The organism is Streptomyces graminofaciens (assembly GCF_030294945.1).
Taxonomy (GTDB): domain Bacteria; phylum Actinomycetota; class Actinomycetes; order Streptomycetales; family Streptomycetaceae; genus Streptomyces; species Streptomyces graminofaciens.
This window is the reverse complement of record NZ_AP018448.1, coordinates 1,315,478-1,327,946: the sequence shown is the minus strand read 5'-3', so window position 1 is coordinate 1,327,946 and position 12,469 is coordinate 1,315,478. Positions and strand designations below refer to the sequence as shown.

15 protein-coding genes and 3 pseudogenes are annotated in these 12,469 nt (G+C 71.1%); 5 read left to right on the top strand and 13 right to left on the bottom strand.

The window, feature by feature from the left end:
• Positions 1-295: 295 nt before the first annotated feature.
• A complete protein-coding gene (locus SGFS_RS05795; protein WP_286248151.1) occupies positions 296-991 on the top strand; it encodes a glycoside hydrolase family 75 protein in 696 nt (231 codons plus the stop codon).
• 79 nt (positions 992-1,070) lie between these two features.
• Here the strand turns inward: SGFS_RS05795 and SGFS_RS05790 are convergent, their stop codons facing one another.
• The 6 genes and pseudogenes from SGFS_RS05790 to SGFS_RS05765 form a co-directional block, all read right to left on the bottom strand.
• Positions 1,071-1,481, bottom strand: coding sequence for a PTS-dependent dihydroxyacetone kinase phosphotransferase subunit DhaM (locus SGFS_RS05790; protein ID WP_286248150.1), 411 nt, complete (start codon positions 1,479-1,481; stop codon positions 1,071-1,073).
• Entirely contained in the window at positions 1,474-2,154 is a 681-nt protein-coding gene (gene dhaL, locus SGFS_RS05785) for a dihydroxyacetone kinase subunit DhaL (protein ID WP_286248149.1), read from the bottom strand. The genes SGFS_RS05790 and dhaL overlap by 8 nt, the downstream gene beginning before the upstream one ends.
• Positions 2,155-2,232: 78 nt before the next feature.
• Positions 2,233-3,225 (bottom strand): dihydroxyacetone kinase subunit DhaK, encoded by a 993-nt coding sequence (gene dhaK / locus SGFS_RS05780; protein ID WP_286248148.1) that lies wholly within the window; start codon positions 3,223-3,225, stop codon positions 2,233-2,235.
• Between the two features lie 334 nt (positions 3,226-3,559).
• Complete coding sequence (locus SGFS_RS05775) at positions 3,560-3,970, bottom strand: carbohydrate-binding protein (RefSeq protein ID WP_286248147.1); 411 nt, start codon at positions 3,968-3,970, stop codon at positions 3,560-3,562.
• 185 nt (positions 3,971-4,155) lie between these two features.
• Entirely contained in the window at positions 4,156-4,779 is a 624-nt protein-coding gene (locus SGFS_RS05770; RefSeq protein ID WP_286248144.1) for an MmyB family transcriptional regulator, read from the bottom strand.
• Positions 4,700-4,966 (bottom strand): annotated as a pseudogene (locus SGFS_RS05765) (helix-turn-helix domain-containing protein); the annotation flags it as partial. The pseudogene SGFS_RS05765 and the gene SGFS_RS05770, both read right to left, overlap by 80 nt.
• Here SGFS_RS05765 and SGFS_RS05760 point away from each other — a divergent pair.
• From SGFS_RS05760 to SGFS_RS05755, 3 genes and pseudogenes are all read left to right on the top strand, one after another.
• Positions 4,965-5,387, top strand: a complete 423-nt coding sequence (locus SGFS_RS05760; RefSeq protein WP_286248142.1) for an NAD(P)H-binding protein — start codon at positions 4,965-4,967, stop codon at positions 5,385-5,387. The pseudogene SGFS_RS05765 and the gene SGFS_RS05760 overlap by 2 nt on opposite strands.
• Positions 5,341-5,580, top strand: a pseudogene (locus tag SGFS_RS51345) (low temperature requirement protein A); the annotation flags it as partial. The gene SGFS_RS05760 and the pseudogene SGFS_RS51345, both read left to right, overlap by 47 nt.
• Positions 5,581-5,695: 115 nt before the next feature.
• The gene (locus SGFS_RS05755; protein ID WP_286248140.1) at positions 5,696-6,181 is read left to right on the top strand and encodes a low temperature requirement protein A; all 486 of its coding nucleotides are present in this window, start codon (positions 5,696-5,698) and stop codon (positions 6,179-6,181) included.
• Between the two features lie 7 nt (positions 6,182-6,188).
• Here the strand turns inward: SGFS_RS05755 and SGFS_RS05750 are convergent.
• The 7 genes and pseudogenes from SGFS_RS05750 to SGFS_RS51340 all read right to left on the bottom strand — a co-directional run.
• A pseudogene (locus SGFS_RS05750) lies at positions 6,189-6,379 on the bottom strand (aldo/keto reductase); the annotation flags it as partial.
• Positions 6,366-8,276, bottom strand: a complete 1,911-nt coding sequence (locus SGFS_RS05745) for an ABC transporter ATP-binding protein (protein WP_286248139.1) — start codon at positions 8,274-8,276, stop codon at positions 6,366-6,368. The pseudogene SGFS_RS05750 and the gene SGFS_RS05745, both read right to left, overlap by 14 nt.
• Positions 8,273-8,710, bottom strand: coding sequence for a lasso peptide biosynthesis B2 protein (locus SGFS_RS05740; protein WP_286248137.1), 438 nt, complete (start codon positions 8,708-8,710; stop codon positions 8,273-8,275). The genes SGFS_RS05745 and SGFS_RS05740 overlap by 4 nt, the downstream gene beginning before the upstream one ends.
• Positions 8,707-8,961 (bottom strand): lasso peptide biosynthesis PqqD family chaperone, encoded by a 255-nt coding sequence (locus SGFS_RS05735; protein ID WP_286248135.1) that lies wholly within the window; start codon positions 8,959-8,961, stop codon positions 8,707-8,709. Before SGFS_RS05735 ends, SGFS_RS05740 begins: the two co-directional genes overlap by 4 nt.
• 29 nt (positions 8,962-8,990) lie before the next feature.
• Positions 8,991-10,841 (bottom strand): lasso peptide isopeptide bond-forming cyclase, encoded by a 1,851-nt coding sequence (locus SGFS_RS05730; RefSeq protein WP_286248133.1) that lies wholly within the window; start codon positions 10,839-10,841, stop codon positions 8,991-8,993.
• Positions 10,842-10,867: 26 nt separating this feature from the next.
• Positions 10,868-10,978, bottom strand: coding sequence for a keywimysin-related RiPP (locus tag SGFS_RS05725; protein WP_107102704.1), 111 nt, complete (start codon positions 10,976-10,978; stop codon positions 10,868-10,870).
• A gap of 624 nt (positions 10,979-11,602) precedes the next feature.
• Positions 11,603-11,959 carry a CAP domain-containing protein gene (locus tag SGFS_RS51340; RefSeq protein ID WP_350283982.1) on the bottom strand — a complete coding sequence of 119 codons (357 nt, stop codon included), beginning with the start codon at positions 11,957-11,959 and terminating at the stop codon, positions 11,603-11,605.
• Between the two features lie 10 nt (positions 11,960-11,969).
• Between SGFS_RS51340 and SGFS_RS51335 the strand changes: the two genes are divergently transcribed.
• Positions 11,970-12,392, top strand: a complete 423-nt coding sequence (locus SGFS_RS51335) for a hypothetical protein (RefSeq protein ID WP_350283981.1) — start codon at positions 11,970-11,972, stop codon at positions 12,390-12,392.
• Positions 12,393-12,469: the final 77 nt, after the last annotated feature.

Genomic DNA, 12,469 nt, shown 5'->3' with positions numbered 1-12,469 from the left:
CGCACGTTGCGGGGCACGGATCCGGACTACGTATGCTGGAACTCTGACGCGATGTGAACTCGCCTCACTTGCACGGCAGTTCACGTCGTGCGGTGCGGGCCGCTGTCGTCGCCCATCCCGCACCGGCGAAAGCGGCCGAGTGGCCGGGGCCGAAACCTGCCCGGTCCTCGGCCGCACTTCCGCGAGGAGGGCGCCGTGCACCGTCCGGCCCCCTCCCAGTGGCCGACCTCTCCGACCCACCCCACCTTGGGTGAATGAGCAACCGTCAATGTCCCCCAGGAGAGGGTCCCTTATCGTGCGTGTCCAGACACTGACGCTGGTCGCGGCCGGTGCCGCCCTGCTCGCCCCCGCCACTATGCCCGCCGCCGCCCACCAGCAGGCGCCCACGTCCGTCCGGCGTGACAGCACGGTGGGTGCGGCCGATCTGCTGGCGAAGCTGCGTGGCTGCAAGCCGGTGTCGAAGGGCCGCTACCGCACCGACGCGGGCACCCCCGCCACCGTCCCCGTCTGCGGTGTGCCGGGCGCGGTGTTCTGGAAGGCCGACATGGACATCGACTGCGACGGCCGGCCCGGCCCGCACTGCAACGGCGACACGGACCCGTGGTTCCAGCCCACCACCGCCTTCCGGCAGTCCGACGGCCGCTATCCGAGCGCCGAGACCCTGCCCTCCATCGTCGTCCCCGCCCCGAGCCGCGTCTGGAACTACCGGGAGCACGGCATCCGAGGCGGCTCGGTCGCCGTCGTGATCCACGAGAACCGCGTCCAGTACGCCGTCGTCGGAGACACCGGCCCCCGGAAGATCATCGGCGAGGCGTCCTACGCCACGGCCGAGGCCCTCGGCATCCGCCCCGACCCGCGCACGGGCGGCACCAACTCCGGTGTCACGTACCTCGTCTTCAAGGACTCGAACGTCTCGGCGATCGAGGACCAGGAGGAGACTGCGGCGAAGGGGGAGGAACTGCTACGGCGGTTCGTGGGAAGTACCGATTAGAGCTGTGACCTGCCCAGGCGTACGCCTGTCCCGCCACCTCACGGGCGCGGGGCAAGCGGCGTCGAACGCTTTTCGGGCCTCACGCCTTCCGGTACGAGTACGCCTCCGTGGCCGCCGCCTCCACCGCCGCGAGGTCCGCGCCCGTCGAGGCCGTGACGACCGCGGCTACCGCGCCCTCGACGAAGGGCGCGTCGACCAGACGGGTGCCGGCCGGGAGCTCGTCTCCCTCGGCGAGCAGGGCCTTCACGGTGAGCACCGCGCTGCCGAGGTCGGCGAGCACCGCGACCCCGGCGCCCCGGTCCACGGAGGCGGCCGCCGCCGAGACCAGCTCGGCGCTGGTACCGAGGCCTCCGTCCTCCGTGCCGCCCGCCGGGGCGACCGCCACGTCGGCGCCCCCGCCCGTGAGCGACTTCGCCAGTGCGGCGACCGAGGCGGCGACGGCCGCGCTGTGCGAGACGAGCACGATGCCGACCAGCTTCTCCTCAGACATCGGCGTCTCCCGTGGTGCCCGTGGTGCCCATGGTGCCCGTGGTGCCGTGTGTCTCCGCCGTGCCTGTCGTGTCCGGGGCGTCCGCCGTGGCCGCCAGCGCCGCGATGAGCAGGGCTGCGGATGTGGCTCCCGGGTCCTGGTGTCCGATGCTCCGCTCGCCCAGATAGCTCGCCCGGCCCTTGCGTGCCTGCAACGGCGTGGTCGCGAGGGCGCCCTCCTCGGCGGCGGCCCGCGCCACCTCGAACGACTCACCGAGTGCCTCGACGGCCGGCACCAGCGCGTCGATCATCGTCTTGTCGCCGGGCGCCGCCCCGCCGAGCGTCATCACCGCGTCCACACCGGTGCGCAGCGCGGCCGTGAACTCGGCCTCGCTCACCTCGGCCGCGTCGCCGAGCGCCTTGCCGGTACGGCGCAGCAGGGTGCCGTACAGCGGACCGGACGCGCCACCCACGGTCGAGATCAGCTGCCGTCCGGCCAGTACGAGAACGGCGCCGGGCGTGTCCGGCGCCTCCTTCTCCAGAGCCGCCACCACGGCGGTGAACCCGCGCCGCAGATTGCTGCCGTGGTCGGCGTCCCCGATCGGCGAGTCGAGCGCGGTGAGCCGCTCGGCCTCATGCTCCACGGACACCGCGGCGGCGGTCATCCAACGGCGGAAGAAATCGGCGTCGAGCACATGATCTCCTTGCGTGGTACGGGAGTTGAGGGACTGGGGCGGCTGGGGCGGCTGGGGTGAGTGGGGCGGCGGGGTCTCTCACATCCCCCAGCGCAGTCCCGGCGTCCGCACCGGCGCGTCGTAGAGCCGCAGCAGCTCCTCATCGATCTGGCACAGCGTCACCGAGGCGCCGGCCATGTCGAGCGAGGTGACGTAGTTGCCGACGAGCGTGCGGGCCACGGCGACCCCGCGCTCGGCGAGGACGCGCTGGACCTCGGCGTTGAAGCCGTACAGCTCCAGCAGCGGGGTGGCGCCCATGCCGTTGACGAGCAGCAGGACCGGGTTGCGCGGGTGGAGGTCCTCCAGGATGGCGTTCACCGCGAAGTCGGCGATCTCGCCCGAGGTCATCATGGCGCGCCGCTCCCGCCCCGGCTCACCGTGGATACCGACCCCCAACTCCAGCTCCCCGGCCGGCAGATCGAAGGTGGGGCTCCCCTTGGCCGGTGTCGTACAGGCACTGAGCGCCACGCCGAAACTGCGGGAGTTCTCATTGACCTGCCGGGCCAGTGCCTCGACCTGCTCCAGCGTTTGGCCCTCCTCGGCGGCGGCGCCCGCGATCTTCTCCACGAACAGGGTGGCACCGGTGCCGCGCCGCCCGGCGGTGTAGAGGCTGTCGGTCACGGCCACGTCGTCGTTGACGAGCATCTTGGCGATCCGGATGCCCTCGTCCGCGGCGAGTTCGGCCGCCATGTCGAAGTTGAGCACGTCACCGGTGTAGTTCTTCACAATGAAGAGCACTCCGGCGCCGCTGTCCACGGCCGCCGCGGCGCGCACCATCTGATCCGGCACGGGGGACGTGAAAACCTCGCCCGGGCAGGCCGCCGACAGCATCCCCGGCCCCACGAACCCTCCGTGCAACGGCTCGTGCCCCGACCCCCCACCGGAGACGAGCCCCACCTTCCCGGCCACCGGCGCGTCCCGCCGCACGATCACACGGTTCTCCACGTCCACGGTCAACTCGGGATGAGCGGCGGCCATACCCCGCAGGGCGTCCGCGACGACGGTCTCCGCGACGTTGATGAGCATCTTCATGGGTACCTCCTGGTGAGATGAACAGACGAGCCTCTGACCTGCATTTCTTCAGGTCGACCTGGGTTTGGCCGGTTGTCGATCTTGGCGGTTCATGGCGGTTCATGGCGGTTCATGGCGGTCGTGGGCGGGCTCTGGCGGTACTGATGCTGACTTAACGCTGACGTTGATGACAGGGCGTCAGGTATCTGAAGTGGTCGGGCACAGGTAGGCGGGATCGCATCTGCTGGAAGTATCGACCTTGCAGCAACGAAGGTCACGCGCATGGGCGCTCGTATTGGCCTGATGGCACGTCAGGCCAAGGATCAGTCGGTCGCGCGCGACCTGGGGCCTCGCTCTACTGGCTGTTGACCTGGATGGTGGCCTTGCGGGCGGAGCTGCCGCCGTTGGCGTAGGTGATGTCCACCGGCTTGGTGTCGGCCGCGCCGGCGGTGACACCGGTGAAGGTGGGTGTGGTGGCGGTGGTGGTGTCCTCGTACGTCGAGCTGGACGCCTCGGTGCCGGAGAAGTTAGCAGCACCGCGGTGTTCGCCGGGACGGTGGTGGTGCAGCTGGTGGCGAAGGAGCCGGCGTCGGTGCGCGACCAGGTGCTGCGCACGGATGCGGATGCGGATGCGGATGCGGAGGCCGAGGGCAGGCCGAGGTCGGAGGTCGGCCCAGCGGATGGTCATCGGTGTGGAGGAGCCGGTGCGGTTGAGCAGGAGGACGGCGCGCTTGCCGGTGTCGGAGAGCGTGCCTGCCCCAGCCACGTCGATCCGTGAGGTGTACCCGGACCGGCCAGGACGCGCTGGGACCTTTCGATCCGGGCGACGGGCCGCGCGAACGGGTCTGGCGGACCTGGCTGATCATGTGCCCTTCCCGAACGTGGGCGCAGCACATGGGCAGTGCCGTACACGGACGACGAACCCGGCAGTGCAGCTGCCGCCTGGGCGGCCTACGCAGCGGCATCGTCCTGGTCGGTGACCGACGGGCGGCTGGACCGGGGCATGTGGGTCGGTGACGGCTGGGAGCCCAGCATGTCCAGGAGGACCAGGGCGTCGTGCTCGGGCGTGTTCGGTTCGGCGAAGTAGACGATCAGGCGGTGGCCGGGTGTGCCCTCCAGTTCCATGGACTGGTAGCCGAGGGTCACGTCGCCGACTTCGGGGTGGTGGAAGGTCTCGTGGCCGTGGGAGCGGCCCTTGACGTCGTAGCGTTCCCACAGGCGGGCGAAGGCCGGGCTCTTGACGAGGAGTTCACCGGCGAGGCGGGTGAGGTCGGGCGCGTCGGGGTCAGTGCCTCCGAGCGCTCTGAGGCGGGCGACGCAGCCGCGGACCTGGGTGCCCCAGTCGTCGAACAGGTCGCGGGCGGGCGGGGTGGAGAAAGACGTAGCGGGCGATGTTCCGGTCCTTGGCCGACCACTCCTCCATCCCCGAAAGCAGGCGCAGCCCGCCCGGGTTGTACGCGAGCACGTCGGTGGTGCGGCTGACCACGTGCGCGGGGTAGGGGCGCAGGCTCTCCAGCAACAGCCTGGTGCCCGCCCGGACCGTCCGTGACGGTGCGGTCCGGGGTTCCGGGACACTGCGGGCGGCCATGATCGCGAGGCTGCGCAGGTGCTCGTGCTCGTCGTCGTCCAGGCGGAGGGCTCGGGCGAGAGCGTCGACGACGGAGGCACTCGGGCGCGTCTCCTTGCCGCGTTCGAGACGGGTGTAGTAGTCGATGCTGATTCCGGCGAGGGTGGCCAGTTCCTCGCAGCGCAGCCCGGGCATGCGCCGCACACCGGAACCGGCGGGGAGCCCGGCCTCGGCGGGCTTCAGCGGAGTGCGCCGGGGCGCGCAGGAAGCGCCCCATGACGCCGCCAAGGCCGGGCGCCGGCTCCCCGCGGAGTCAGAGCTTGTCGTCGCCGACGTCACGCAGCCCGAGACCCTCGTCAAGGCCGTGGACGGCGTCGACGCCATCGTGCTGACCCTCGGATCCGACGGCGGCGCGCACTCCTCGCCGGAGAACGTCGACTACGCAGGCGTCCGCAACATCCTGGCCGCCTTGAACGGACAGACGCCCCGCATCGCACTGATGACGGCCATCGGCGTCACCGCCCGCGGCAGCGCGTACAACCACCTCCTCGACTGGAAGCGGACTGTTCGTGCGCTGTGTGCATCTCGTCATCTACACGCTGCTCGCCCGCGGTGACCGAGGGCTGCGGCGCCAACTCGCCGTGTCCTGGCCGCCGGTGCTGGGAGGCTCGGCCCTTCTCATCGTCGGCGCGGCGATCGGTGGCCGATGGCAGACGGCGCTGTACGCGGCGGCGATCGCGGTGGACTGGGGCGGCGTCTACCTCACCTCACGGCGCGGCAGCTGGCGCATCCACAGCGCCGGGTACTTCACCGAGCGGCATCAGCTGTTCGTCATCATCGCGATCGGCGAGTCGCTCATCGCCATGGCCGGGCGCCGCGGACCACCCGATCAGTGTGCCGCTGCTGGCAGCAGGAGTTCTGGGCGTGGCGGCGGCAGCGGGGCTGTGGTGGCTGTACTTCGACGTGGTGAGTCTGCTCGTGGAGCACCGGCTGGCCGAGACGCGGGGCCGGTCCCGCCTCAGTCTGGCGGTGCACGCCTTCGGCTACGGCCACTTCCCCATCGTGGCCGGCATCGTCCTGACCGCGCTCGGCGTCGAGGGGGTCGTGGCACACGCCGACAGCGGCGAGGGACTGGGCGGCTTCTACGCCGGAGCGCTGTGCGGCGGAGCCGCCACGTATCTCGCGGGCCTGCTGCTCTTCGGCCGTATCTCCGCCGGCGTGTGGGGACCGTTCCGCCTGGCCGCCGTCTGTCTGCTGCTCGCCTGGCTCCCGGCGGCGGTCGTCCTGCCGCCGCTGGTCGGGCTGTCGGGCGTCGTGGTGCTGCTGGCCGCGGTGGCAGCCGCCGAGACCTGGTGGTACGCCGAGCTGCGCCGGAGCGTCCGCGAGGAACCGGATGATGTCGTCAAATAACCGCAAAACGTCCCGCGTGTTCCTCGTTGGTGAAAGCCCGTACACCTCGGCGGTGTCGATGAACGTGACACCCAGGTCGATAGCTCGGTGGAGCGTACGGATCGACTCCGCGTCATCCGTACCCGCACCGGTATACGCGTGGGACATCGACATCGCGCCCAGACCGATCCGGGAGACCTCCAGGTCACCCAGCTTCATGTTTAGGGGGCACGGCTTCAACCCGATGTCCCCGCTCGGTTGGCGCCCCCAGCGCCCCCAGCGACCCCAGGGCCGCCGGGGCCCCACCCGGCCGGAGCATCTGGCTCGCGGCCAGCTCGCGGTAGAGAGCGTTGCCGGCCAGCAACTCCTCGTGGCGTCCGCCGGCGGCGGTGCGGCCGTCGTGCAGCACGACGATGTGGTCGGCGTGCTGCACGGTGGACAGACGGTGCGCGATCACCAGCAGGGCGCACTCCTGGGCGATGTCCTTCATGACGGTGGTGAGGGCCGACTCATTGATCGCGTCGAGGTGGGAGGTGGGCTCGTCCAGCAGGAGCAGCGAGGGGCGGGCCAGCAACGCGCGGGCGATGGCGACGCGTTGGCGTTCGCCACCGGAGAGGGTGCTGCCGCGTTCGCCGAGGACGGCGCCAAGGCCGCCGGGCAGACGGTCGACGACTTCTTCGAGTCGGGCCAGTTCCATGACGCGCCGGATCTCGGCTTCCGTGGCATCGGGCACGGCGTAGGCGATGTTGTCGCGCAGGGTGCCGTGGACGACGTGGGCGTTCTGGTCGACGACGGCTATGCGTCGGCGACATGCGTCACGGGTGAGTTGGTCTGCGGGCAGCCCGTCGAAGAGCACATGGCCCGCGTCCGGCTCGTAGAACCTCGCCACCAGGGCGAACACCGTGCTCTTGCCGGCTCCGGACCGCCCCACCAGGGCGACGTGCTGCCGGTGCGCGACGGAGAACGAGACGCCGCGGAGGACCGGCCGGTCCGGGGCGTAGCCGAAGCGGACGTCGCGCAGGGCGAGGGCGGGCTGTTCGAGGGTGCCGGACGGCCCGGTCGGCGGGGGTGTGGGGACGGGGACTCTCGGGATCCGCGGTGCGGTGGGCTCGACGGGCAGCCGGAGCGCCTGGTCGATGCGCTGGTAGGCGCCCATACCGCGTTGGATGAGGCCCACGGCATGGAAGACGGAGGACAGCGGCAGGACGAGGTACGAGGCGTACAGCAGGAAGGCGACGAGGTCGCCGAGGGAGCCGGCGTGGCCGTTGACGCGCAGGCCGCCGACGACCAGGACGATGAGGAAGGAGCCCTGGACGGCGAGTTCGACAGCGGGGCTCATGACAGAGGCGAGCTTCGCGGTGCGTACCCCCGCGCCGTAGGCCGCCTCCACGCGTGCGCCGATGCCCGCCGCCTCGCGCTCCTCGGCACAGTGCACGCGGACCATCGGCAGGGCACCGAGAGCGCGCTCAAGGTCGGCGGCGATGGCACCGACCGAGTTCTGCATGTGTTCGGACGCGCGTCGGATGCCCGTGAGCAGCGAGGCTACGACCAGGGCCGCCGCGGCCACGATGACGGCGACCAGGAGCAGCAGCAGGGGGTCGAGCCACGCCATGAGGATGATCGCCCCGGCCGCTACGAGGCTGCCCGTCACCAGATCGACGAGGGCCTGCGACACGACCTCCCGGAGCAGGGTGGTGTCGGCCGTCACCCGGGAGATGAGGTCCCCGCCCCGGTGGTGGTCGTATTCCCTCATCTCCAGCCGGAGCAGCCTTCCCACCAGTCCGTGCCGGAGCTGCCGTACGACACCTTCGCCCGTCCGTTCCAGGAGGAAGCGCCCTGCGGCTCCCGTCGCCGCCTCACTGACGAACAGCGCGCCGAGGAGTGCCAGGAGTGGCCAGATCACCTGCCCGCGGCCGCTCGCGTCCACGACGTGCTTGGCGACGAGCGGCTGGGCCAGTCCCAGGGCGGAGCCCACCAGGGTCAGTACGGTGGCGACGGCGACGGCGCTTCGGTGCCCGACGGTGAGCCGGTACATCGTGGCCACCGCCGCCCGGGTGGACTTGTCACCCTCGGCGACCGCGGACCGGCCGCTGTCCAGGACCGTCGTGCCGGTCATCGGTCCGTCGGCCGCGACAGCGGGGCGACGGCCACCAGCCGGGCGAAGTACCCCTCCGGGACACCCTCACCGACGGGACGGCCCTCCGCCTCGATCCAGGCGTGCGCGGTGAAGGGCGGGACGACGCGTACGCCGGTGCACCAGGTCGGCCATGTCCCGCCGAGCCGGCACAGCAGTGCCGCCCCCAGGGAGCGCGGCAGGCACCCCTTCGGTCCGGCGCAGTGCAGGCTGGCGGCGCACATGGCGTCGCGCGCGTTCTGCGCCTGTGCGGCGGTGGCGGGAGCGGCACCGCGTCGCAGGACGCCGAGTACGGACCGGATGCGGCGGGGCGGCAGGAGGGCGAGGCCGACGGCAGGGAGCAGGACGAGGCGGGCGGACAGGCGTCGGGCCAGGGGAACACCGGTCGGTCGTTCCAGCGCGCTGGGCGTCGTCATGAGGCGAGCCCCGAGCCACGCAGCTGCCCCACCAGCGTCTCGACGTCCTGCAGGGCCTGTGCCTGGTCGATGTCGAACTCCCGGACCAGGGCGGCGGCCGCGTCCGACTCCTCGCCGCCGTCGAGCAGTGTCCGTACGACCAGGGTGGCGGTCGGATTCAACTCCCAATAGGCGCCGGCCCGTTCGTCCAGAAGCACCGTGCCGTAGTCGGTCTCGGCCGTGGAGACGTTGTCGCCGAATCGCAGGGACATGTGGGGGCCTTTCTGGCGTGGGGAAGTGGTCAGGGGCGAGGGGAGCGGGTGTGGCTGCGGGCGACTCCCCGCAGCCACACCTCGGCGGCGATCGTGGAGTAGAGGATGGCGTCGGACAGTCCTGGGGAGGACGGCCGCCGGGCCAGGCGGCGGAGTTCGGTGCCGTCCACCAGGCCCAGCGCCTCCAGCCGCGAGTCCTCCCACAGGGCCAGCAGGTCGGCGCGGTGTTCCCGCAGTCCGTTGGACGCGTCCATGGAGGCCGTGGCCTTGTTGGCCCGCCGCAGGCACGCCTCGGGCACGATCCCGCGCATCGCGGCGCTCAGGACGGGCTTGTACGCCCAGGGCGTGACGCGCTCGCTCGGACGTACGGCGAGACACGCCTCGATGACGCGGTCGTCGAGGAAGGGAGAGGCCATCGGCAGGCCGGCCCGCGCCGCCATCCGGTCCCACTGCCGGATGATGCGGGTGCACGAGCGGATCTGCTCCAGGTCGGTGTGCAGACCACGGTCCGGATGCAGCGGCGAGATCGTCGCCGAGGCCGCGAGCAGTGCCCGCCGGGCCATCCGTTCGGCGTCGGGAGTCACCCAGTCGAACAGGCGCGGAGCCATGCCCCAGCCGAGACCCGTCGCGACGGACGGAGGCGACGGGCAGCGCAGGTGGTCGACGGCGTCGGCGAGCCACTTCCCGTACGGCCGGGAGTCGGCGAGCGCGCGGGCCGTGCCGGCGAGCGGCCATTGCCACAGTGCCCGGAACCCGCGCAACTGGCGCAGGGAGAAGAGCGGACGGGTACGCAGCAGCCGGTGGTAGTACGCCTCTGAGCACCATGCCACGTGGTCGCCGCCGATACCGGTCAGGTGCAACCGGCTGCCGCGTGCGGCGAGGCCGGGCAGGTGGTGCAGGACCCGGGAGCGGTCCATGACACCGATGGTGGGTTCGTCGAGGAGGTCGTCGATGTCGAGCAGGTTGTCGTAGACCAGCGGCGACGAGTCGGCGTCCCAGACCACGTGCTCGACGTCCGGGAGGTGCCCCATCGCCTGTTCGGCCCAGTACAGATCGGTGTCGGCCGGATCGCGTCCCGGCCACGTACTGGCCACCACGCGGGCGGGGGAGCGGTCGGCCAGGAAACAGACGGAGGTGGAGTCCAGGCCGCCGGACAGGTCGCAGCTGACCACGCCGCCCTGCCGGGTCCGCGCGCCGACGGCCTCCTCCAGTGCCGTCCGGATCAGGGGCGCCGCTTCGGCGAGCGGTTGCACCGGCTCCGGCGGTGTCCACCAACGGGTGTGCCGTACGGTGCGCCCGTCCGCCGCGACGACCATGGCGTCCTGCGGGGGAACGGCGGTGACGGTACGCCACAAGGACGTCTCGAACAGCGGATACGGGGCGGGCCACATCAGCCTTACCGCCAGCTCCTCCACGTCGGGCTCGAGGCCCAGGACGGCGGCGAGCGTGTCGGCGCGGGTGGCGGCCACCCGCACGCCGTTCATCTCCGCGTGGAAGACCAGTCGCAGTCCGGAGGCGGTGCCCTGGACCCTGATCTGTCCGTCGAGGGCGCCGACGAGGTGGAAACTGCCGGGGAGGGACCGGGCCAGTGCGTCGAGCTCCGCGAGATCGCGCAACCGTGCGGCCCGGCGCCGCAGGTCGCCGGCGTCGATGGGGCAGCAGCCGACGACGGCGACAGCGGCACCGCCGGCGTGCGCCGTGACCACCTCGTCGTCGTGCCAGTGGCCGACCAGCCAGGGCCGGCCCGACGCATGCGCGAGGGTCCGGCTTCCGGGGCGGGCGAAGGAGCGGGCCACGGCGGCCGCGTCCGCGTGGTCGGTGAAGACCGCGAAGTGCGCGTCGCCGGGGCCCGTCCCCGCACTTTCGTGCAGTTCAGTCATGACGTCGGGTCAAGTACCGCCGGTCGTCAGTTCTTGCTCAGGATCAGCCGGTCGTTGCCGGAGCGTCCCAGGAGCCCCGTCTCCTTGCGGAATGTGCCGAGCCGGACGAGAGTCGGTGCCTCGTATGCCTTCTTCATGACTACTCCTCACCTGCGGGTTTCCCGACCACTTCCCTGAGCGACGGCCCCGGGACTGCCCGGTGTGCCGCCGTTCTGCCCAGGGCTCATCGGGAACCCGGGCCAGGAAGTGGGCGCAGCACCTAGCTAGCTGCAGACCGTGAGCCCAGGGCAAGAGCGTTTACGAAGCTCAGCTAATATGGAGAATCCGAATTCCTCGGAATCTGCGCCCCTTTCCTTGCGATTGTTTTTGCGCTGCATTGTTCGAGGCTCAGGCGTTCGCCTGTTGAAAGAAGCCTTTTGACCTGTGTTGGTACAGGCGCCTGCCGCTCTTCTCGGACGCGCGGGACGACGACCATGGGCGGCGCCGCCGGGCGCACTCTTCGCTCCTGGACGTGCGCCGCTTCCCGTCGCTCCACCTTCGAACCGTCCCCGGCGATCTCACCGGCGGCCGAGCGCAGGCGAATTCGGCGGCGCCGTGCCGGGACGGAGACACGGCCCGCTGGACGTGACCGGACAGCTGAGGGCGTGGACCGTGGCCCGCGAGTGCGCGTTCCGCAACATGACGGCAAACGGTCCGCCGTACGGCACAGCGCACTGCACGGTCGTACGCCGAGCGCCGAGCGCCGAGTGCCCTGGTGCCGTTTACCGCGCGGTTCCGAAGTCCTGGGTCCAGTAGCTGCCGGACTGTGCCAGTCCGACGCCGATTTCCTTGAACGCACAGTTGAGGATGTTCGCCTTGTGGCCGGGACTGGTCATCCAGCCCGCCATGACCTGTTCGGGCGTGGCGTAACCGTAGGCGACGTTTTCGCCGTAGGTACTCCAGTCGTAGCCGGCACGTGTGATCCGGTCGCCGGGGGAAGACCCGTCGGACCCGGTGTGCGACATGTTCTGGTGAGCTGCCATGTCCGTGCTGTGCGCCTGTGCGGCCTTGGTCAGGACGGCGTTCAGCGTCACGGGCGAGCAACCGACCTTGTCGCGCTCGGCGTTGACGAGTTGCACGATGCGAGCGATGGCCCCGGACGCTGGGGCGGCGGCCTTCGAAGCACTGGGCGACGTGGGGGGCGTCGGTGCGGAGGTGGTCTTGGGAGCGCTCGAAGGTGTGGTGGTCTTGGGCTTGGCGGCCGTGTTCTTCCCGGTGCTGGAAGGTGTGGTGGTCTTGGGCTTGGCGGCCGTGTTCTTCCCGGTGCTGGAAGGTGTGGTGGTCTTGGGCTTGGCGGCCGTGCTCTTCCCAGTGCTCGAAGGTCTGGTGGTCTTGGGCTTCGGCGCGGTGGGCTTTGTAGTGCTCGCAGAGGCGGTCGGCGTCTGCGATCCAGCCGAACCGGGCTCGCTGTGCTCGGTGCCGTTTCCGCCGCGGCCCCAGCCGCCGTGCCCGGCGCGATCCCGGGCGACGTCGTTCCACCAAGCCCTGGAGGAGTTCTTCTCGGCGCTGTAGAGCTGATGTCCTGCGCTGTCCCGCCAGTCGGTACAGGCCAGTGCGACGGATGGCACGCCCAGGGTGCCCATAGCGAC